The organism is Macromonas nakdongensis, from assembly GCF_002837145.1.
In the GTDB taxonomy this organism is placed as follows: Bacteria; Pseudomonadota; Gammaproteobacteria; order Burkholderiales; family Burkholderiaceae_C; genus Macromonas_B; species Macromonas_B nakdongensis.
The window spans coordinates 19,180-38,798 of sequence record NZ_NWMV01000042.1 but is presented as its reverse complement, the minus strand read 5'-3'; the positions used below and the strand labels follow the sequence as shown (position 1 = coordinate 38,798).

Genomic DNA, 19,619 nt, shown 5'->3' with positions numbered 1-19,619 from the left:
GCCACCTGCCTGGGATGAGGTCGGGTAAACCCCGGTGCCGCTGGCCGTGTCTGCTGGGGGTCAGCGCACCGCTGGCGGGAAGCGCTCGGCAGGCCAGTGGGTGAGCCGCTGCAGCCGTGCCCAGTCGAAGCCGGGGCCGGGGTCCTGCTTGCGGCCGGGGGCGATGTGTTCGTGCCCCACCACCTGTTCGATCGGGTATTGCCGGGCCAGGTGGTGGCACAGCGTGGCCAGGGCTTGGTACTGCGCGGGCTCGAAGGTGTCGCCTTCCAGCCCTTCGAGTTCGATGCCGATGGCGTAGTCGTTGCAGTTGTCGCGTCCGCACCAGCTGGAGCGCCCGGCGTGCCAGGCGCGCTGGTGGCCGTCCACAAACTGCACCACCTCGCCCGTGCGGCGCACGAAGAAGTGCGCCGACACCTCCAGCCCGCGGATGGTCTGGAAGTAGGGGTGGGCGTCCCAGTCCAGGGTGTTGGTGAACAGCTGTTCCACCGCCGGCCCGCCGTATTCGCCGGGCGGCAGGCTGATGGAGTGCACCACGATCAGGCTGACCTCGGCGCCGGCCGGCCGGGGGCCGAAGTTGGGGCTGGCGCACCAACGGCTGCCCGGCGGGCGCTGGGGGGGCGATGTGGGCTCAGCCGTCACGGTCGGGGGTCCGCAGGTGGTGTTCCAGCCCCAGGCGCTGCAGGCGGAAGCGGAGCTGGCGCGGGTTGAGCTGGAGTGCCGTGGCCGCGGCTTCGGCCTCCCCGCCGTGTTGCTCCAGGGCGTGGAGCAGCACCTCGCGTTCGCGGCGGTCCAGGTAGTCCACCAGGGTGGCGGTGGGCGTTGGGGGGGGCGCGGGGGGTGGCGGTTCCGCCACGGGCAGGGTGGGGGCTGGCGCCGGGCTGGGCGCTGAGGCCGCCGACAAGCCGCCGAGGCCGGAATGGGGTTCCTCGGCCATGTCGTCGGGGGTGAGCGTGTCGCCGTTGCACAGGGCCAGGCCCCGGTGCAACAGGTTTTCCAGTTCGCGCACGTTGCCCGGCAGGGGCTGTTGTTGCAGCCAGGCCAGGGTGCTGGCGTCGAGCCGGGGCAAGGCCTGGCCGGTTTCGCGGCACAGCCGCAGCAACAGGGTCTGGGCCAGTTCGGGCAGGTCTTCGCGGCGTTCGCGCAGCGGCGGGATGCGCAGTTCGATCACGTTGAGGCGGTAGAACAGGTCTTGCCGGAACTGCTGGGTGCGCACGGCCTGGGCCAGGTCGCGGTGGGTGGCGCTGACGAAGCGCACGTCGACCGGTTCTTCCTGGGTGGAGCCGAGCGGGCGCACCTTGCGCTCCTGGATGGCGCGCAGCAGCTTGGCTTGCATGGGCACGGGCAGGTCGCCGATCTCGTCCAGAAACAAGGTGCCGCCGCGGGCCGCCTGGAAGTAGCCGGGGCGGTCGTGGGTGGCGCCGGTGTAGGCCCCTTTGCGCACCCCAAAGAACTCGGCTTCAATCAGGTTTTCCGGGATGGCGCCGCAGTTGACCGCGACGAACGGCCCGTCGGCCCGGTGGCTGCAGGCGTGCAGGGCCTGGGCCACCAGTTCCTTGCCGGTGCCCGATTCACCCAGCACCAGCACCGGTGCCATGCTGCGGGCGACTTTCTCCAAGCGCTGGCGCACGGCCACCATGACGGCGGAGGGGCCGACGATGCAGGCCAGGGACGCGGCGGCGCCCGGCGCCGGGGCCGTCGGCGTCGGATGGCCGGTGGGGGCTCGGGGCGGGGCGCTGCTGGGGCTGGAGCGGCTGACGTCGTGCAGCGCCGTGGCCACGGCGGTTCGGAATTGCTGCAGGTCCACCGGTTTGGTCAGGTAGTCGAACGCCCCGGCTTTCAGGGCCTCCACCGCTTTTTCGGGGGAGCCGTAGGCGGTCACCACCATGCATTTTTCCGGGCGTTGTGCCTGGGCCAGTTCTTTCACCAGTTCCAGGCCCAGACCGTCGGGCAGGCGCATGTCGGTGATGACGATGTCGAAGGTCTGCTGGGCGAGCCAGTCGCGGGCCTCGGCCAGGTTGGCGGCCGCCTCCACCTGGTAGCCCAGGCGCAGCAGGGTGAGTTCGTACAGGGTGCGCAGGTCGGGTTCGTCGTCGACCACCAGCAGGCGCGGGGAGGCTGGCATGGGGTTCATGGGGCGGCGGAGGTGGGCTGGGCCGGGCAGTGCAGGGTGAAGGCGTTGCCGGTGTCGGGGCCGTGTCGGCTGCGTTGGTAGCCCAAGGTGGCGCCGTGGCGTTCGCACAGTTCCTTGGAAATGTACAGGCCCAGCCCGCTGGAGCGGCTTTGCGACGACACAAAGGGCTCGAACAGGTGGGCCTGCACCCGTTCGTCCAGGGCAGGGCCGTCGCTCCAGACGGTGAGGGCCACCCCGCGAGGGTTGTTGGTGTTGGCTTGGGTGTGCACGCGGATGGCCCGTGCCGCCCCGCTGGCATGGCGGTCGGCGTTGTCCAGCAGGTTCACCAGCACACGGCGCAGGTGGTCGGGCTCGAATGCCACGGCCCAGCCGGCCGCGTTCGCTTGCCAGTCCAGCCGTGCGCCTTGCGGGCGTTGCAGCTGCCAGTCGCCCAAAATCTGGGCCACGGTGTCGTCCCAGGGGCAGCGGGTGGCGTTGTCGGGTGTGTCGAGTCGCGAGGGCTGGCGCACCACTTCCAGGATGTCGTCCACCGTGCGGTTCAGGCGCTGCACGTTGTGGCCGATCATGGTCGTCAGCCGTTTCTGCCCGGGGTGCTGGATGTCTTCGTCCAGCAGGGCGTTGGCCTGGGCAATGGCCGCCAGGGGGTTGCGGATTTCGTGGGCCACCGCGGCCGACACCCGGCCCATGGCCGCGAGTTTTTCGTTGCGCACCCGGGTTTCCACGTCGTGCTGGTCTTCCAGAAACACCACGCAGGCGGCCTGTGCCGGGTCGCCGCCGGGCGGGTGGGTCAGGCGGGCGCGGGCCACCACGCGCCGACTGTCGCCCTGGGCGGTGGGCAGGGTGAAGGTCCGGTCCTCGTCCTGGCCAAGCCGCAGGCAGGCCTGGGTCCATGCGGCCAGCAGGGGCCAGGCCGGGGTATGGGTCGCCTGCATCGGCGTCAGGGCCGCCTGCGCGGGCAGCCCCAGCACCAGGCAGGCGGCCGGGTTGGCGTGCCACACCTGGCCGTTGGAGTGCACCACCAGCACCCCTTCGTTCAGGCCGGTGGCGATCAGGCCGTTCACCTGCGTCTGGGTGTCCACCAGCAGGCGGCTCAGGCGGGCTTGTGCCTGTTCGCGGCTCAGGCGCAGGGCCAGCTCGTGCGCCAGCAAGGCCACCAGGAACAGCCCGGCCCCGGTGATGGCGCCTTGCACGTACTGGGCGGCCCATTGGTCCACCCCGCGGGCGCTGCCCCAGGCCTCGAACAACAACACCAGGGTGGCCGCCGACGCGCTGCCCAGGGCCAGCGGCAGTGGCCCCAGGGTGGCGGCCAGCAGCACCGGCATCACGAACAGGGGGGTGTAGTTGATGGCCGCCTGGCCGTGGCCCAGTTGCAGCAGGGCGTACAGGCCGATGTCCACCCACAGGGTTAGCAGCCAGCGGGTGGACCAGGCCGTGTCCGAAGGCGCCGGTTGCGCCCAGCGCAAGGCGGCGGCGGTGGCGAGCAGGTACAGGCCACACAGGCCCAGCAGCCACAGGCGCCCAGTGCCTTGCGCCAACGCCAGGCTTTGCAGCGCCACCAGGGCCAGGCCCACAAACAGGCGGGCTGCCATGAAGTAGTGCCACAGCCGTTCCGGGGCGTGGCCCGGTGTCGGGGCCGGGGTGGCGCTGGGCGCTGGCACGAACCACGACGGCGCAAAGCCGTGGGCCGTGTCGGGCGGTGGGGCGGTCACGGGCAGCGCCTCAGCCTTCGGCCAGGCGCCGGTGTTCCTCGCCGCAGTAAGGGCCCAGGGCGCCGCGCACGGCCTCGCTGTGGGGCAGGTGCAGGCCGCAGTGCCGGCAGGTCACCATGGCATTGGGTGGCACCGGCGTGCGGGTGCTGGGGGGCGGCGGGGCGGGGCGGTCCTGGGCGCGCACCTCGGCACCGCGTTTGTGGCGCCACACTTGCACCGCCACCAGCAGCACCGCGAGAACGAGGAGGTATTTCATGCGCGCTGCAGCACCACTTCGAGCACGAAGCGCGAGCCCACGTAGCCCAGCAACAACAGCCCGGCGGCGGCGTAGAGCATGCGCACCGCCAGCCGGCCGCGCCAGCCCCAGCGCCAGCGGCCCCACAACAGCACCCCCAGCACCGCCCACGACAGCACGGTGAACACGGTCTTGTGGGTCCAGCTCCAGCCGTGGGCCGGCAGCACGGTGCCAAAGTACCAGCCGGCCAGCAGCGTCAGGGTGAGCAACACGAAAGCCGCTGCCACAAAGCGGAAGGTCAGCCGTTCCAGGGCCAGCAGGGGCAGCATGGCCTCGCCCGCCTGGCCGCGGCGGATCAGTTGTTCGGTGCGCTGCATCATCCAGGCGTGGGCCACGGCCACGCCCAGCAGCCCGTAAGACGCAATGCCCAGGGCCCAGTGCAAGGGCAGCCAGGTGGACTGCAGCACCGGGTAGGCCGCGCCGGGGAACACCAGGGCCAGCAGCACCGCGGGGGTGCCCAGGCCCGCCAGCGTCCAGCGGGCGCGCAATTGCGGGTACAGCCGCGTTTCCAGCGCGTAGACGCTGAACACCAGCCACGCCGTGACCGACAAGGTGGTGGCAAAACCAAAGCGCACCGGCTCCATGCCCAGCACCAAGGCCAGGGCCAGCCCGTGCAGCACCCACACCGCGCCCATCAGCGCGCTGATGGCGTGGCGCCCCAACTGCCCCGAGCCGGCGGCCAGCAGGGCGTAGCCCAGCGCGGCGCCCACCGAGGGCACGGTCGTCCACCAGGGGCTCGCAGCTAGAATCATCCCCACAGTTTAACGGCCAGCCGCGCCGCTCGCCGCCCACCCGGAACACTTTGCATGGCCTCAGCCCTTACCGAAAAACTTTCCCGCCTCGTCAAAGAAGTGCGTGGCCAGGCCCGCATCACCGACAGCAACGTCACCGACATGCTGCGCGAGGTGCGCATGGCCCTGCTGGAGGCCGACGTGGCCCTGCCGGTGGTGCGCGACTTCATCGCCCGGGTCAAGGAAAAGGCCCTGGGCGCCGAGGTGGTGGGCTCGCTCACGCCGGGGCAGGCGCTGGTGGGCATCATCAACCGCGAGCTGGCCGCCACCATGGGCCAGGGGGTGAGCGACATCAACCTGGCGGCGCAGCCACCGGCCGTCATTCTGATGGCCGGCCTGCAGGGCGCCGGCAAAACCACCACCACCGCCAAGCTGGCCAAGCTGCTTATTGAAAAGCGCAAGAAGAAGGTACTGACCGTCTCGGGTGACGTGTACCGCCCGGCGGCCATCGAGCAGTTGAAGACCGTGACCAAGCAGGCCGGGGCCGAGTGGTTCCCCAGCACGCCCGAGCAGAAGCCGCTGGACATTGCCCATGCCGCGCTGGACTACGCGCGCAAGCACTACTTCGACGTGCTGCTGGTGGACACCGCCGGCCGCCTGGCCATCGACGAGGCCTTGATGGCCGAAATCCAGCAGCTGCACGCCGCCCTGAACCCGGTGGAAACGCTGTTTGTGGTGGACGCCATGCAGGGCCAGGACGCGGTCAACACCGCCAAGGCCTTCAAGGAGGCACTGCCGCTGACCGGCATTGTGCTGACCAAGATGGACGGCGACTCGCGCGGCGGCGCGGCGCTGTCGGTGCGAGCGGTCACGGGCGCGCCCATCAAGTTCGCCGGGGTGAGCGAGAAGATCGACGGGCTGGAGGTGTTCGACGCCGAACGCCACGCCGGGCGCATTCTGGGCATGGGCGACATCGTCGCCCTGGTGGAGCAGGTGACCGCCGGGGTGGACCTGGCCCAGGCGCAAAAGCTGGCCGCCAAGGTCAAGAGCGGCGAAGGCTTCGACCTGGAAGACTTTCTGGACCAACTGCGCCAGATGAAGAAGATGGGCGGCCTGAGCAGCCTGATGGACAAGCTGCCCACCCAAATGGCCGCCAAGGCCACCGACGCCGACCTGAGCCGCGCCGAAAAAGACATCAAGCGCAAGGAAGGCATCATCTGCAGCATGACGCCACAGGAGCGGCGCAAGCCCGATCTCATCAAGGCCACGCGCAAGCGCCGCATCGCCGCCGGTGCCGGTGTGCACGTGCAGGAGGTGAACCGCCTGCTCAAGGAGTTTGAGCAGATGCAGGCCATGATGAAAAAGATGAAAGGCGGCGGCCTGATGAAGATGATGAAACGCATGGGCGCCATGAAGGGCATGGGCATGCCCAAGTTGCCGGGCATGTGAGCCTTGGCAGCTCTCATGCCTGACGCGCTGTTGGACGGGCATTGAACTTGTATTTAGAATGGCTCCAAATTAAGACTTAATTTGGAGCTTTTATGCAAGCCATTCTTGCCGACTACTCGGTCAGCATGTCCGAGTTCAAAAAAAACCCTGCCCAGGTGCTGCGCGAGGCCGGTGACAAGCCGGTGGCGGTGCTCAACCACAACCGGCCCGCGTTTTACATGGTGGCGCCGGAGTTGTTCGAGGCCATTCTGGACGATCTGGCCGACCGCGATCTGGTGGCCCTGGCCCGCCAGCGTTTGACCACCAAGGCCTTGGCCATTGAGGTGGACATTGATACCGTCTGAAACGCTGCCTGCCGCTTACCGCCTGCGGTTTGTGCCAGAAGCCTTGGCAGAATGGCAGCGTTTGGATGGCAGTGTCAAAGAGCTTTTGCGCAAGGCTTTGAAAAAGCGCCTGCAGCAACCCCGTACGCCAGGGGCCGAATTGCACGGTGACTTGCGAGACTGCTACAAGATCAAGCTACTCAAGCAGGGCTACCGGCTGGTCTATCAAGTAGACGATGGAGTGTTGCTTGTATTGGTTTTGTCCGTTGGCAAACGTGAAGACTTGCAAGCCTATCGCTCGGCCGTTGCGCGCCTGAAACCAGGCCATTGAGCCACAGCACCCATGGCCCAAACCGCCCCCAGCCGCCTGCCCAACTTTCGCAACCTCGGGGTGGTGTTGCGTGCGTTGGTGCTGACGCAGTTGCTGCGCCTGGCCTACGGCTGGGTGCAGGCACCCGGCTGGCAGGTGTGGTGGCAAAGCCTGCTGGACGCCGCCCCCCTGTACGAACCCGTGACGCTGAGTACCGTGTTGCTGCTCTACGCCCTGGCCCCCTGGCTGGAGCGCGCCGCCTACCGCCACGCCGTGGCCGCCGTGCTGGCCCTGGCCGGGCTGGTGGCCACCGCCTGGCACAGCGCCCTGGTGCACGGCATGGGGTTGACCCTGCCCGACACCGTGGGCCACAGCGCCAGCGTGGCCGCCCTGGTGGCCGGGGTGGTGCTGTGCTACTTCAACTGGCGGCACCACCGCCTGTCGCCCGCGCTGGCCCAGGCGCGCATGACGGCCTTGCAGGCCCGCATACGGCCACATTTTTTGTACAACAGCCTCAACAGCGTGCTGGCCCTGCTGCGCAGCCAACCCGCCCAGGCCGAAGCCATGCTGCACGACCTGGCCGACCTGTACCGCGCCCTGCTGGCCGACGCCCGCACCCTGGTGCCCCTGCAGCAGGAGCTGGCACTGGCCCGAGCGTACGCCAACATCGAACAACAACGCCTGGGCGAACGCCTGCGCCTGCACTGGCTGTGCGACCACGCCCCCGCCCAGGCCCTGGTGCCGCCCCTGCTGCTGCAACCCCTGCTGGAAAACGCCGTGCGCCACGGGGCCGAACCCAACCCCCGGGGCGCCGACGTGACCCTGCAGGCCGTGGCCGACGACAGCACCTTGCTGCTGTACGTGCGCAACACCCTGCCGCCGCCCGAGGTTCCCGCGCAGGCGCCGCACAGCGGCAACCACCTGGCGCTGGACAACATCCGCGAACGGCTGGCTCTGCACTTTGACGCCGAAGCCAGCCTGCGGCTGCGGCAGGAGGGTGGGGAATACGAGGTGTTGGTGCGCTTACCTTTGCGCCTGACGAGTTGATGCTGCGCTGCTGCTAGGATTGTTCATTCATCTCTTGCTGCGCTGCCCCATGCCCCAGTCCCAGCTCTCCCGTTCATTGGTCGCCTTGCTGTTGCTGGCGGTGCTTGTGCTGGCCGCTGCGTTGCGCCTTCAAGCCATCAGCACCACCGTGGTAGACACGCCCATTCGGGCCGATGCCAAGGTTTATTACAACAGTGCGCTCAACCTCCAGCGTTGGGGCGTGTTCTCCAGTGCCCCGCCAGCCAAACAGGCACCAGCCCCCGATGCTTTTGTCCAACCCCTCATGCCCTGGATGGCCTCGTCGGTGGTAGACCGCTACGCCAGTGAACGCATGCTGCTGCGCTTCAACACCCTGCAGGCCGTGCTGGGCGTGTTCACGGTGCTGCTCACGTTCTGGTTGTTTGCCGGCCTCGCCCATCCCCTGGTCGGCGTGGGGGCGGCCTTGCTCACAGCCTTGTCTCCGCACCTCATTGTGATGAGTACGTACTTTCTCACCGAAACGCTGTTCACGTTCCTGCTGGTGGCGGCTTTGGGCGGTCTGGTCCAGGCGGTGCGGCGCTCCAGTGCGGGCTGGGCTTGTGTGGGAGGCGTGTTGCTGGGACTGACGGCCCTCACACGGGCCACCACCGAGTACGCTCCTTTGCTGATGGTCGGGGCGGTGTTGCCATTTGCCACCCGGCGCCAGTGGCTCACCCTGTTGTTGCCGGCGGCTTTGGCCGGTTTGGTGGTGGTGCTGGGCTGGAAACTGCGCAACTGGGCGGTGGTGGGGGCCGTGTCCGACCCCACCCTCATGGTCAACACCGTGTTGCACGGTGCGTATCCCGACTTCATGTTCAATGGCCTGGAGGCTTCTCACGGCGCCCCCTATTGGTACGATCCTTTTGCCCAGCAGGGCGGGTACGACATGGCCGCCGTGCTGCAGGAGGTGTGGCGCCGTGTGGTGCAAGACCCTGTCACCTACCTTTATTGGTATCTGGCCGGCAAGCCCATCTCGCTGTTGTCGTGGAACATGATCGATGGCATGGGCGATGTGTTCATCTACCCCGTGCTGGAGTCGCCGTACTTCGACAACTTCTACTTCGCCATCTCGCGCTGGGGCATGCAGCACATCCATGCGCCGCTCAGTGTCTTGGCCGTGGTGGGGGGCGTTTCCCTGCTGTGGAAGGCTGGCGCACTGGGTCTTTCCAGCACCCAGCGCCTCATGCTGGCCTGGCTGGTGGCCTTGTTCGGGTACTTTTTCCTCATCCACGCCGTGGGGGCTCCCTTTCCACGTTACGGCATTCCCCTGCGCCCCTTTGTGTATGGCCTGGCCGTCTGGGTGTTGTGGGTGGCCGGTCAGCAGACGGTGAAGTGGTGGCAAAGCCGCAAGGTGTCTGCATGAAGCCGTCGGTCCAGTCCTGGCCTCGGGTGGCAGTCGTCATCCCGTGTTACCGCGTCACGCGGCACATCGGTGAGGTGCTGGCCGCCATCGGCCAGGGCTGCCACGCCATCTACGTGGTAGACGATGCCTGCCCCGATGGCAGCGGACAGTGGGTGCAGCAGCATTGCACCGACCCCCGTGTTCATGTGTTGTTTCAATCCGCCAACAGCGGTGTTGGCGGGGCCGTCATGCGGGGGTACAGCCAGGCCTTGGCCGATGGGGCCGACATCGTCGTCAAAATCGATGGGGACGGGCAGCACGACCCGGCGCTCATCCCCGAACTGATTGTTCCCTTGCTGGACGGCGAGGCCGATTACACCAAAGGCAACCGTTTTTTCGATTTGGATGGGCTCCAGGGCATGCCGCGCTTGCGCATTTTTGGCAATGCCGTGCTGTCGTTCTTCAATAAATTGTCCACCGGTTATTGGAACGTGTTCGATCCCACCAACGGCCTCACTGCGGTACGGGCCGAGGTGCTGGCCAAACTGCCTTTTGACAAAATCAGCCAACGGTATTTTTTTGAATCCGACATGCTCTTTAGGTTGAGTCTGGTGCGGGCGGTGGTGGTGGATGTGCCCATGGCCGCCCACTATGCCGACGAAGTCAGTCATTTGCGTGTGGGGCGGGTGGTGGGCGAATTTTTGTTCAAACACCTGCGCAATTTTGGCAAGCGCATTTTTTACAACTACTTCCTGCGCGATGTGTCGCTGGCTTCGCTGGAACTGCTGCTGGGCGTGGCTTTGCTGGGTTTTGGCAGCGTGTTCGGTGCCTGGCATTGGTACCAGGGCGTGCTGAGTGGGCAAGCCACACCGGCCGGTACTGTGATGCTGGCCGCGCTGCCCGTGCTCATGGGGCTGCAGTGCTTGCTGGCGTTTTTTGGGTACGACATTGCCAATGTGCCCAAGCGGCCACGCGCTCGGCCCTTGCGGGACTTTCGGTGACCTGGCCGGCACGTTGGCGCGAAGCTTCGCGCTTTCTGGTGGTAGGCCTTGCCGTGACCGCCGTGGATTTTTCCATCACCTGGCTGGCTGTCTGGGGGGGGCTGCCTTGGCCTTGGGCGGTCAGTCTGGGTTATGCCTCGGGTTTGGTATCCGGGTACGTGTGGCATGGATCGGTCAGTTTTCGGGCGAGTCTGGAACCAGCGCGCCAAATCCCCCGTTTTGCCGTGTTGGTGGTGCTGAATTACATGATCACACTGGTCGTGGCTTGGTGGCTGGTGGATGTGTTGGGTGCAGGCGTGCTGTTGGCCCGGGTGCTGGGTGCCGTGCCCGTGGCCTTGAACAGCTATGTGTTGTCCCGATATTGGGTGTACGCGGCGAGCCCGCCCGTTTCGCGCCAACCCTCCAACTGAGACTGGGCAATCCTGTGCCCCGCACCGGCAGCTTTGGCCAGCCAAACCATGCCTTGGGGCAAACTGGCTTCACAACCTTCGCCACGCAAGTGGCACATGGCCAGCCAGTGCATGGCGTCCCCAGCGCCCTGTCTGGCGGCCAGTTGAAACCAATACACCGCACCACCTGCGGCGCCCGCTTGCAGCAAAGCCTCGCCCAGTTCGGCTTGGGCGGACGCAACTCCTGCATCGGCGGTCAGCACCAGGGCTTGTGTGGGTTCGCCAGGGGGCAATTTCAGCCAAGGGGATAGAGCGAGCCACGGCACCGTGGCCCGACCTTGGGCGTCGTCTGGCCCGCGCGGCAGGGTGCCGTCGGCCACTTTGCGCCACAAAGTGCGGCGGCTGCGCCCGGTCAGGGTTTCTGCGGCGTAGAGGCTGATACAGGGGGAGGTGTCCCCCCTTGCTGTTGGTGTGTCATCTGCATTTGTCACACCTATATTCTGTGTCAATTTGGTCGGCGTGCGACCGAGTGCGTGGTTTTTTGGCAAAACTGCCGCTCTAAGCTGCATAGTTACCGTTTGGCGGCACTACACTGCGATGGCATGCTTCGTGCGTGGCAAGTGACGTCCATCCCATCCATCACAGGAGGTTTTTCATGAAATCCATCCAGCGCTCCATTCAGCGCGGCTTCACGCTCATCGAACTGATGATCGTGGTGGCCATCATCGGCATTCTGGCTGCCATTGCGCTGCCCGCGTACCAGGACTACACCATCCGCACCCAAGTGTCGGAAGGCTTGACCTTGGCGGCGGGTGCCAAAACTGCTGTCGCAGAATTTTATGACAATAATGGCCGATTCCCTTCGACCAACGCTTCCGCAGGCTTGTCTAGTCCTGTCAGTATTAAGGGCAACTATGTTTCCAGTGTGTCTATTGATGGTACTGGTCTCATTCGTGCCGGTTTCGCTACAACCGCGGCTCATGCAAAACTGAAAGACTTGACAGATCCGTCCTTGGTGTTGTCTTCTGTTGTCACAGCGGGAGATGGTGCTTTGGCGTGGCGTTGCAAATCAGATGCTACTAATGGTATTCCCAACAAGTGGTTGCCAACTGCTTGTCGTACAAATTAATTCAAGTAATTTTCTAATAAGCCCCGCATTGCGGGGCTTATTTTTTGGAATTTAAATTACTTCAAGCATGCGACTGCCAATTATTTCGTGTTTGATCACGGCGCTGATCGCGGTTTTATATTGGCCGGGACTCGCTGGTGGTTTTGTCTTTGATGATTTTGTTAACATCGTTGAAAATCCGAAATTTATCGCCATATCGAAAAATGAGATTCCATGGTGGTCTGCGGCTTTTTCGGGGGGGGCTGGGCCGCTTGCTAGGCCTATTTCTGTTCTAAGCTTTGCCTTGGAAGTTTATTTTTTTGGATTGCAGCCTTATACCATGAAGGTTGTCAATCTTGTTTTGCATTTGATTAATGTTTGGTTGGTCTTTGGCTTGAGTTATGCGATTGGTCGATCATTTTGGGATAGATATCCTTTATTGCCTTCCTCTGTCTCCCCTTGTTTGTTCGCGATCTTGGTGGCTACGGCCTGGGGTGTTTTGCCAATCAATTTAACTGGGGTTTTGTATGTTGTCCAACGTATGGAAAACCTCTCTACATTGTTCATGCTTGCTGGTTTGTGGGCATATGTACATGGCCGAGGGTTGATAAATTCCGATGCTTGTACGGCAAGTGCGGGGTGGCGGTGGGTTTGCTTTGGCATGTTTGGCTTTGGCCTGCTTGCCGTGTTTAGCAAGGAAAATGGGGTCATGCTGCCAGTCTATGCTTTATTGATAGAGTGGATGGTGTTTTTTAAATATTCTGATGCCAAAGCGAAAAGAAATATTTATTTTCTGTATGGGATTGTTTTGTTTTTGCCAGGGGTCCTGGGTCTTGCGTGGATATTGCCTGGCTTGATATCTGGCGCAGCGTATGAGAGCAGGCCATTCACGTTGAGTGAGCGGTTGTGGACAGAGGCTCGTGTGGTATGGGGCTATTTGGCATGGATATTGGCGCCATCCATGGATGTGCTTTCTCTATATCATGATGCTTATGAGGTTTCCACGGGCCCACTGAGTCCGCCAGCAAGCATTTTTGGTGTAATTGGAATTTTTTTGTTGATCTGTGTTTCCATTTTACTCCGTAAAGATAAGCCGTGGCTTGCTTTTGGGATTTTATGGTTTTTCGTAATGCATTTGCTTGTTTCGACTGTAGTTCCGCTTGAGTTGGTGTATGAGCATAGAAATTACATGGGTTCTGTCGGGGTTATGTGGGTTGTATTTGGCTTATTGCTTTTTCATGCGCATTTCGGTCGTTGGAGGTTGGTGATATATTTTTTTATATTTGCATTGCTTACTTGGTATGTTGGTGTGACGTATATGCGCTCTAACGAGTGGTCTCACCCGGTCAAGCATGCATATTTCGAAAGTCAGCGGCAGAGTAATTCCCCGCGTGCAGTTTATGAACTGGGAGTCGTCTTGAATCGGCTTAATCCTGATCCTGGCACACCTGGGTTTCACGAGTCGGTGTCTGCTTTTAGGCGTGCTGCGGATTTGCCTAATACTACATTTTTGCCGTATCAGGCTTTGCTTTTTCTAAATGGTAAAAAAGTTTTGTTGGATGCCGATGTTTGGTGGGGTAGGGCGGAGAATTATATTGTGTCCCATCCGCTCTCAAACCAAGATGTTAATGCTTTGTATGGACTTTTGGAAGCTCAGATAAGCGGTGAAATTCAATTGGATTCGGAGAGGTTGGTGAATCTCCTGAGGGAGGCCTATCGGGTTCATTCGTGGCGCTCGGACATATCGGCAATGTATGCAAACAGTTTGTTGAATTTGATCAAGGATGTCGATGAGGCTGGTTTGGTTTTATCGCAAGCGGTTGTTCAATCCCCCCGTGACGTTCAGATGTGGATGAACTTGATTTCTGTTCAATTGATTTTGGGGCACTTTCGTGAGGCGCAAGAAGGGATTGAAAGAGTTCAAGAGCTTGATCGTTGGGGTCATAGAGATGGCGCAATTCAGGCTTTGCAACAAAAGCTCGATCAATTGTCAGGGCGGTTGAATGAAAAAAAATCCATGCCTCGTTGATTTTTCAAAGGTAAAACCAGTTTGTTGGATATTGGTGTGGCTTGGGGTTGCGGTACTGGTGTCCCTCCTGTACTGGCCGGGCCTGTCGGGTGAATTCATTTTTGACGACTGGAGCAACCTAGCCCTGCTGGGGCAGTACGGTGTCATCGACACCGCAGAAAAGCTGTGGCTGTACCTCAGCTCGGGGTTTTCTGGGCCCACAGGGCGCCCGCTGTCGCACCTGAGCTTTTTGCTCGATGCGCGCACCTGGCCGGCCGAACCCTGGCCTTTCAAACGCACCAACCTGCTCATTCATTTGCTGAATAGCTTGCTGCTGTGGGGCCTGCTGCGCCAGTTGTTGCTGGCTGTGGGCACACCAGCCCACCGCAGTGCGGCGGTGGCCGTGTTGGCCACGGGCCTGTGGTTGCTGCACCCCATGTGGGTGTCCACCACGCTGTACGTGGTGCAGCGCATGGCCCAGTTGTCGGCGCTGTTCAGTCTGCTGGGTTTGTGGTGGTATGTGTGGGCCCGTACCAGCCATGCACCACGCGCTGGCTGGCCCTTGTACTTGCACATGGCTTTGGCGGTGGGCGGCTGTGGCTTGTTGGCGGTGCTGAGCAAAGAAAACGGCGCCCTGTTGCCGGTGCTGGTGCTGGTGCTGGAAATCACGGTGCTGGCCGCGCACGACCGGCGCCAGCCCCATCCGCCCACAGCGGCCTTTCGCACCTGGCGGGCCGTTTGCGTGGGCTTGCCGGCCGCGTTGGTGCTGGGGTATTGGTTGGCTTTGGTGCCCAGTTTGTGGGGGGGCGAAGCCGGTGCACGTGCCTTCACGCCCTACGAACGCCTGCTGACCCAAGGCCGCGTGCTGTGGGACTATCTGGCCGCGTTGGCCTTGCCCAAACCGGGCGGTGGCAGCCTGTACAACGACGCGGTGGTCGTGTCCACAGGTTGGTTCAGTCCGTGGACCACGGCATTCGCCTGGGTTGCCTGGGCCGTGGTGGCGGGACTGGCGCTGCGTTGGCGCACGCGCTGGCCCCTGGCCGCCGCGGCAGTGCTGTTCTTTCTGGCCGGGCATCTGCTGGAGTCCACCTTTCTCCAGTTGGAGTTGTACTTTGAGCACCGCAACTACCTGCCCGCTGCCTTGTTAGGCCTGCCGGTGGCTTGCGCCTTGTGGCCCAAGGCCCCGGCACCTGGCCGGCCGTGGTGGGCCGACCGGCGTGTATTGGCTGTGCTGTTGTTGACTGGCTTGGCCGCCGTGACGGCGCAGCGTGCCAACGTGTGGGGGCAGCCTTTTGTGCAGGCCTTGCGCTGGGTGCAGGAGCAACCGCGTTCGCCCCGGGCCTTGCACCACCTGTCCAACTTCTGGCAGCGCACCGGCCACTTGGAGGAAGCGGCGCGACTCAACCGCCTGGCGCTGGAGCTGGACCCGAACGGCCTGCCGTGGGTGCTGGCTTCTGTGGGTTTGGATTGCCAGCAAGGTCAGCCTCCGCAAGCCGGGGTGGGGCGTTTGCTGGCCACCTTGAATGCGGTGGCACACCAACCCCAAATAGCCACAGCCCAGCTCAACCAACTGTTTGCGTATTTGACCGACGGCACCTGCCGTGGCTATACCCCTGCACAGGTGTTGGTGCTGGTGCACGAGGTGCGTACTTCCCGCCTGGCCCGCGATGCACAGCCGGTGCAAGTGCTGTTGTGGCAACGCGAGGCCCAATTGCACTTGCAGCAAAAACGCTATGTCGAAGCGGCGCAGGCCTTTGGGCAGGTGCGGCAACTCACGCCGGAACCCGACGTGAACCTACTGGGCGTGGCCCAGTTGGCCACCCATGGGCAATACCGCCAAGCCTTGGCCCTGTTGGACACGCTGCAACCCACCACCGCCGCCGCGCCAGGCCTGCCGCGCAACATGCCGGCCGTACACCGCTGGTACATGGCGAAGGTGGGCTACCATGAGCGCGAAATGCAGCGCCTGCGCCAGGCCCTGCTGGACGAACTGAAGGACCTACCTCTTGACGCCCAACCCCACTCACCAGAGCCCCCTGTCCGCTGAGGCCGGTCTGCCCACACTGAGCATTGTGTTGCCCGCCAAAAACGAGGCGGGCGCGATTGGCCGGGTGGTGGCCGAACTGGTGCAGCGCCACCCCGGGGCCGAAGTGCTGGTGGTGAACGACGGCTCCACCGACGACACCGCCGCCGTGGCCACCCAGGCCGGTGCCCGGGTGGTGAGCCACCGCTACAGCATGGGCAATGGTGCTGCCATCAAAACCGGTGCGCGCCACGCCCAGGGTGAGGTGCTGGTGTTCATGGACGCCGATGGCCAGCACCACCCGGCCGACGTGGCCCGCTTGCTGGACACGCTGTGCCAAGGCTTCGACATGGTGGTGGGGGCACGCGGCAAAGGCTCCCAGGCCAGCGTGGGGCGCGGCTTGGCCAACCGTTTTTACAACCGGCTGGCCACGTACATGGCGGGCCACCGCATTCAAGACCTGACCTCGGGCTTCCGGGCGGTGCGCGCCCACAAGTTCAAGGAATTTTTGTACCTGCTGCCCAACGGCTTTTCTTACCCCACCACCAGCACCATGGCGTTTTTCCGGGCCGGGTATGCGGTCGGTTACATCCCGATTGACGCCGCCCAGCGGGTGGGCAAAAGCCACATCAGGTTGGTGAAAGACGGTGTGCGCTTTCTGCTCATCATTTTCAAGATCGGCACCTTGTATTCTCCGCTCAAACTGTTCGGGCCTGTGGCCCTATTGCAGTTTATGGCGGGGGCCGCCTGGTACGGCTATACCTTGGGCACCACGGGCCGCTTCACCAACATGAGTGCCATGCTGTTCAGCGGGGCGCTGCTGGTGTTTTTGATGGGCTTGATTTCGGAGCAGATCACCGCCTTGATGTACAAAGACAGTCATTCCCAAGATGGGGTGGATGCATGAGCCGTGTGCTGGTGGTGACCCGCAACTACCCCCCCTTGTTGGGCGGGATGGAGCGGCTCAACCGCCACATGGTGGATGAATTGGCCCGCAGGCACGAGGTGCGGTTGATCGCTCCTGAGGGGGCTGGTAAGCACACCACAAATGACGTACGGGTGCGTGAAGTGCCGTTGAACCCCTTGCGGCGTTTTGTGTGGCGCAGTGCCTGTGTGGCCCTGGCGGAGGCGCGCATTTGGCGCCCTGACGTGGTGCTGGCAGGCAGTGGACTCACCGCCCCTGCAGCTTGGTTGGCCGCCAGGGCCTGCGGCGCCCGTGCAGTGGCATATGTGCATGGACTGGACGTGGTGGTGCCCAATCAGGTGTACCAGCGTGTTTGGGTGCCCATGCTGCGCCGCATGGACCGCTTGGTGGCCAACAGCCGTGCTACCGCTGCTTTGTGCGAGGCCGCGGGTGTGGCACCTGCGCGGGTGGGGGTGGTGCACCCGGGCGTGGCCATGCCGGCCACTTTGCCTGCAGAGACCTCTGTGGCTGCCTTCCGTCACAAACATGGTTTGGGTTGCAAACCCATGTTGTTGTCGGTGGGGCGCTTGAGTGCGCGCAAAGGCCTGCTGGAGTTTGTGACCCATGCCTTGCCAGCCATTGCGCGCGCAGTGCCCCATGTGGTGCTGGTTGTGGTGGGTGATGCACCCAAGCATGCACTTCATGCCCAGGCGCAATCGCCTCAAGCGATTGCCGAAGCGGCTGAATCTGCCGGCGTTGGTGCGCATGTGCATTTTTTGGGCATTTTGGATGATGCCGAATTGGCCCTTGCTTATGGAGCGGCCAACCTGCATGTGTTCCCCATACGCGAAATGGCGGGTGATCCAGAGGGCTTTGGCATGGTGGCCATCGAGGCGGCTGCACACGGCTTGCGCACCGTGGCATTTGCCGCAGGGGGCGTGAGTGATGCGGTGTGCCCCGACCGTTCGGGTTGGCTGGTGCCTGTAGGCAACTACGCCGGGCTTGCCGATGCGGTGGTTCATGCACTGGCTTGCGGTGAACCCACCATTGCGCAATGCCAAGCCTTTGCCAGCCAGTTTGAATGGCAGAACTTTGGTCTGGGCATCACCCAAGAATTGCAGCGAACCATAACCAGTTTGAGCGAGACAGCGCTTTGAGCAAAAGTAGACAGCCGCATGCGGTGCTGGACTTGCCGTCCAGATGCCTCAAGGGCATGAAGATTGAGCAATTGCTGGCGCTGCCGCCACGGCTTGAACCTTACCGGTTGCTGGAAATCGGTACTGGGTCTGGCGGCATTGCGCATTATTTTGGTGTGCAAGCCACCCACCGTTATGACGTGACGGCTGTGGATGTGGTGGACCAACGCTTGGTGCACGATGGGTACCGCTATGTGCAGGTGGCAGGTGCCGCCTTGCCCTTTGAAGATAGAGCTTTTGATGTGGTCGTGACCAACCATGTGATTGAGCACGTGGGTGACGAGGCCGCCCAATTGGCCCACCTACAAGAAGTGCGCCGAGTATTGAAACCGGATGGTGTGGGGTATTTGGCTGTGCCCAACCGCTGGATGCTGGTGGAGCCCCATTACCGGCTGCCCTTTTTGAGCTGGCTGCCGCGCGGCTGGCGCACACCTTACCTGCAAGCTGCACGCCGGGGCAGACATTACGACTGCGAGCCCTTGACGCTGGGCGAGATAGAAACCTTGCTGGCAGAGGCCGGTCTGGCATTCGAAAATGTGTGTGTCCCCGCTTGGCGTGCAACCCTGGACATAGAGCGGCCAGGCAGCAGGATGGCGAAATGCTTGAAGGTCGTGCCTGATAGCTGCCTGACCCCGTTGCGTCCCATGATTCCCACATTGATTTACCGATTGAAACGGGCCTGAAATGTCGGCAGCCGCGATCACCCAAAGGGCCAGTGGGCTGGACAAGGTGCTAGTTGTGACGGTTACCTACCACCCAGACCTGGACGTTCTGCGGCGGCAAATGCAGTTGTTGCCACCAGAATGCCCAAAAGTGGTGATCGACAACGCCTCTGGCGAGGCCACTGTGCAGGCCCTGCTGGCGCTGCAAAAAACAGTGCCCCGCTTGCAGGTGGTGGCGAATACACAGAATTTGGGCTTGGCGGCAGCCTTGAACCAAGGTATCAAGCAAGGCCGTGCGCAATGGCCGACTGTGGAGTACTGCTTGCTGCTGGACCAAGACAGCGAGCCACAACCGGGCAGTGTCCAAGCCTTGTGGGACGCGATGGACGGTCTGCAACGGGGCGGATTGAACCCGGGCACCGTGGGGCCCATGTTGCTGGATGTAGAAACCGGCTTGCAACATGGGTTTCACCAAGCCACACGGTGGCGTTGGCGGCGCATTTACCCGGAGGCAGGAAGCCTCCAAGCCGTGCCCTGCACCAATGTGAATGGAAGCGGTAGCTTGGTGCCGGTTCACTTGTTTGATGAACTGGGAGGACTTGATGAAGCCTTCTTCATTGACCATGTGGACACCGAATGGGCCTTTCGTGTGCTGCACCATGGGTACAGCCTTTGGGGGATACCCAAGGCTATCTTCAAGCACCGAATGGGGCAGAAAACGCTGAAGTATTGGCTCTTTGGGTGGCGCGTGTGGCCATATCGATCACCAATTAGGCACTATTATCTTTTTAGAAATGCAATCTGGCTGGTGAGGAATGATTGCGTGCCAGGTGTTTGGAGGTTTTGGGCGGTAATCAAACTGGGAATCACCATTGTTGTACATGGCATTTTTGACTCGCAGCGCATGGTCCAGTTGACTCACATGTGGAGAGGGGTTGTGAGTGCATCTAATGTTAAAAAATATCGGTAAATT

20 protein-coding genes are annotated in these 19,619 nt (G+C 62.8%); 14 read left to right on the top strand and 6 right to left on the bottom strand.

The features are described from left to right. Positions 1–60: 60 nt before the first annotated feature. The 5 genes from ampD to CON77_RS07095 are packed head-to-tail and all read right to left on the bottom strand — an operon-like array spanning position 61 to position 4,887. Positions 61–639 carry a 1,6-anhydro-N-acetylmuramyl-L-alanine amidase AmpD gene (gene ampD, locus CON77_RS07115; protein WP_101048476.1) on the bottom strand — a complete coding sequence of 193 codons (579 nt, stop codon included), beginning with the start codon at positions 637–639 and terminating at the stop codon, positions 61–63. Then, entirely contained in the window at positions 629–2,131 is a 1,503-nt protein-coding gene (locus CON77_RS07110) for a sigma-54-dependent transcriptional regulator (protein ID WP_101048475.1), read from the bottom strand. Before CON77_RS07110 ends, ampD begins: the two co-directional genes overlap by 11 nt. After that, positions 2,128–3,840: a sensor histidine kinase gene (locus CON77_RS07105; protein WP_101048474.1), complete on the bottom strand. Its 1,713-nt coding sequence runs from the start codon at positions 3,838–3,840 to the stop codon at positions 2,128–2,130. The genes CON77_RS07110 and CON77_RS07105 overlap by 4 nt, the downstream gene beginning before the upstream one ends. A gap of 10 nt (positions 3,841–3,850) precedes the next feature. Beyond that, positions 3,851–4,096: a PP0621 family protein gene (locus CON77_RS07100; RefSeq protein WP_101048473.1), complete on the bottom strand. Its 246-nt coding sequence runs from the start codon at positions 4,094–4,096 to the stop codon at positions 3,851–3,853. Then, on the bottom strand, positions 4,093–4,887 hold the full coding sequence (locus CON77_RS07095) for a cytochrome C assembly family protein (protein ID WP_101048472.1): 795 nt from the start codon (positions 4,885–4,887) through the stop codon (positions 4,093–4,095). Before CON77_RS07095 ends, CON77_RS07100 begins: the two co-directional genes overlap by 4 nt. Positions 4,888–4,941: 54 nt before the next feature. Between CON77_RS07095 and ffh the strand changes: the two genes are divergently transcribed. From ffh to CON77_RS07060, 7 genes are all read left to right on the top strand, one after another. Continuing rightward, entirely contained in the window at positions 4,942–6,315 is a 1,374-nt protein-coding gene (gene ffh, locus CON77_RS07090) for a signal recognition particle protein (protein WP_101048471.1), read from the top strand. A 92-nt stretch (positions 6,316–6,407) separates the two neighbouring features. Then, positions 6,408–6,659 (top strand): type II toxin-antitoxin system Phd/YefM family antitoxin, encoded by a 252-nt coding sequence (locus CON77_RS07085; protein ID WP_101048470.1) that lies wholly within the window; start codon positions 6,408–6,410, stop codon positions 6,657–6,659. Positions 6,660–6,690: 31 nt separating this feature from the next. Further along, on the top strand, positions 6,691–6,969 hold the full coding sequence (locus CON77_RS07080) for a type II toxin-antitoxin system RelE family toxin (RefSeq protein ID WP_232788435.1): 279 nt from the start codon (positions 6,691–6,693) through the stop codon (positions 6,967–6,969). A gap of 12 nt (positions 6,970–6,981) precedes the next feature. Beyond that, on the top strand, positions 6,982–7,995 hold the full coding sequence (locus tag CON77_RS07075) for a sensor histidine kinase (protein ID WP_101048468.1): 1,014 nt from the start codon (positions 6,982–6,984) through the stop codon (positions 7,993–7,995). A 49-nt stretch (positions 7,996–8,044) separates the two neighbouring features. After that, on the top strand, positions 8,045–9,376 hold the full coding sequence (locus tag CON77_RS07070) for an ArnT family glycosyltransferase (protein WP_101048467.1): 1,332 nt from the start codon (positions 8,045–8,047) through the stop codon (positions 9,374–9,376). Further along, the gene (locus CON77_RS07065; protein ID WP_101048466.1) at positions 9,373–10,356 is read left to right on the top strand and encodes a glycosyltransferase family 2 protein; all 984 of its coding nucleotides are present in this window, start codon (positions 9,373–9,375) and stop codon (positions 10,354–10,356) included. Before CON77_RS07070 ends, CON77_RS07065 begins: the two co-directional genes overlap by 4 nt. Further along, positions 10,275–10,766 carry a GtrA family protein gene (locus CON77_RS07060; RefSeq protein ID WP_101048465.1) on the top strand — a complete coding sequence of 164 codons (492 nt, stop codon included), beginning with the start codon at positions 10,275–10,277 and terminating at the stop codon, positions 10,764–10,766. Before CON77_RS07065 ends, CON77_RS07060 begins: the two co-directional genes overlap by 82 nt. Here the strand turns inward: CON77_RS07060 and CON77_RS15785 are convergent. Then, on the bottom strand, positions 10,700–10,879 hold the full coding sequence (locus CON77_RS15785; protein WP_369407346.1) for a hypothetical protein: 180 nt from the start codon (positions 10,877–10,879) through the stop codon (positions 10,700–10,702). The genes CON77_RS07060 and CON77_RS15785 overlap by 67 nt on opposite strands. 521 nt (positions 10,880–11,400) lie before the next feature. On the opposite strand from CON77_RS15785, the gene CON77_RS07055 reads away from it, so the two are divergent. From CON77_RS07055 to CON77_RS07030, 7 genes are all read left to right on the top strand, one after another. Further along, positions 11,401–11,874 (top strand): pilin, encoded by a 474-nt coding sequence (locus tag CON77_RS07055; protein ID WP_101048464.1) that lies wholly within the window; start codon positions 11,401–11,403, stop codon positions 11,872–11,874. A gap of 91 nt (positions 11,875–11,965) precedes the next feature. Further along, a complete protein-coding gene (locus CON77_RS15130) occupies positions 11,966–13,882 on the top strand; it encodes a tetratricopeptide repeat protein (RefSeq protein ID WP_157826870.1) in 1,917 nt (638 codons plus the stop codon). Positions 13,883–13,940: 58 nt separating this feature from the next. Beyond that, positions 13,941–15,908, top strand: coding sequence for a tetratricopeptide repeat protein (locus CON77_RS07050; protein WP_101048463.1), 1,968 nt, complete (start codon positions 13,941–13,943; stop codon positions 15,906–15,908). Further along, positions 15,868–16,791 carry a glycosyltransferase family 2 protein gene (locus CON77_RS07045; RefSeq protein ID WP_198552294.1) on the top strand — a complete coding sequence of 308 codons (924 nt, stop codon included), beginning with the start codon at positions 15,868–15,870 and terminating at the stop codon, positions 16,789–16,791. The genes CON77_RS07050 and CON77_RS07045 overlap by 41 nt, the downstream gene beginning before the upstream one ends. Continuing rightward, positions 16,788–17,945, top strand: coding sequence for a glycosyltransferase family 4 protein (locus CON77_RS07040; RefSeq protein ID WP_101048462.1), 1,158 nt, complete (start codon positions 16,788–16,790; stop codon positions 17,943–17,945). The genes CON77_RS07045 and CON77_RS07040 overlap by 4 nt, the downstream gene beginning before the upstream one ends. Before the next feature lie 56 nt (positions 17,946–18,001). Beyond that, positions 18,002–18,667, top strand: coding sequence for a class I SAM-dependent methyltransferase (locus CON77_RS07035; RefSeq protein WP_101048461.1), 666 nt, complete (start codon positions 18,002–18,004; stop codon positions 18,665–18,667). A gap of 55 nt (positions 18,668–18,722) precedes the next feature. Then, positions 18,723–19,616, top strand: coding sequence for a glycosyltransferase family 2 protein (locus tag CON77_RS07030; RefSeq protein WP_198552293.1), 894 nt, complete (start codon positions 18,723–18,725; stop codon positions 19,614–19,616). Positions 19,617–19,619: the final 3 nt, after the last annotated feature.

Coding starts and splice junctions, on each gene's coding strand:
- CON77_RS07035 (WP_101048461.1), top strand. CDS start 18,002: ATGAAGATTGAGCAATTGCTGGCGCTGCCGCCACGGCTTGAACCTTAC.
- CON77_RS07085 (WP_101048470.1), top strand. CDS start 6,408: ATGCAAGCCATTCTTGCCGACTACTCGGTCAGCATGTCCGAGTTCAAA.
- CON77_RS07100 (WP_101048473.1), bottom strand. CDS start 4,096: ATGAAATACCTCCTCGTTCTCGCGGTGCTGCTGGTGGCGGTGCAAGTG.
- CON77_RS07055 (WP_101048464.1), top strand. CDS start 11,401: ATGAAATCCATCCAGCGCTCCATTCAGCGCGGCTTCACGCTCATCGAA.
- CON77_RS07070 (WP_101048467.1), top strand. CDS start 8,045: ATGCCCCAGTCCCAGCTCTCCCGTTCATTGGTCGCCTTGCTGTTGCTG.
- CON77_RS07110 (WP_101048475.1), bottom strand. CDS start 2,131: ATGAACCCCATGCCAGCCTCCCCGCGCCTGCTGGTGGTCGACGACGAA.
- CON77_RS07095 (WP_101048472.1), bottom strand. CDS start 4,887: ATGATTCTAGCTGCGAGCCCCTGGTGGACGACCGTGCCCTCGGTGGGC.
- CON77_RS07075 (WP_101048468.1), top strand. CDS start 6,982: ATGGCCCAAACCGCCCCCAGCCGCCTGCCCAACTTTCGCAACCTCGGG.
- CON77_RS07065 (WP_101048466.1), top strand. CDS start 9,373: ATGAAGCCGTCGGTCCAGTCCTGGCCTCGGGTGGCAGTCGTCATCCCG.
- ffh (WP_101048471.1), top strand. CDS start 4,942: ATGGCCTCAGCCCTTACCGAAAAACTTTCCCGCCTCGTCAAAGAAGTG.
- CON77_RS15785 (WP_369407346.1), bottom strand. CDS start 10,879: ATGCACTGGCTGGCCATGTGCCACTTGCGTGGCGAAGGTTGTGAAGCC.
- CON77_RS07040 (WP_101048462.1), top strand. CDS start 16,788: ATGAGCCGTGTGCTGGTGGTGACCCGCAACTACCCCCCCTTGTTGGGC.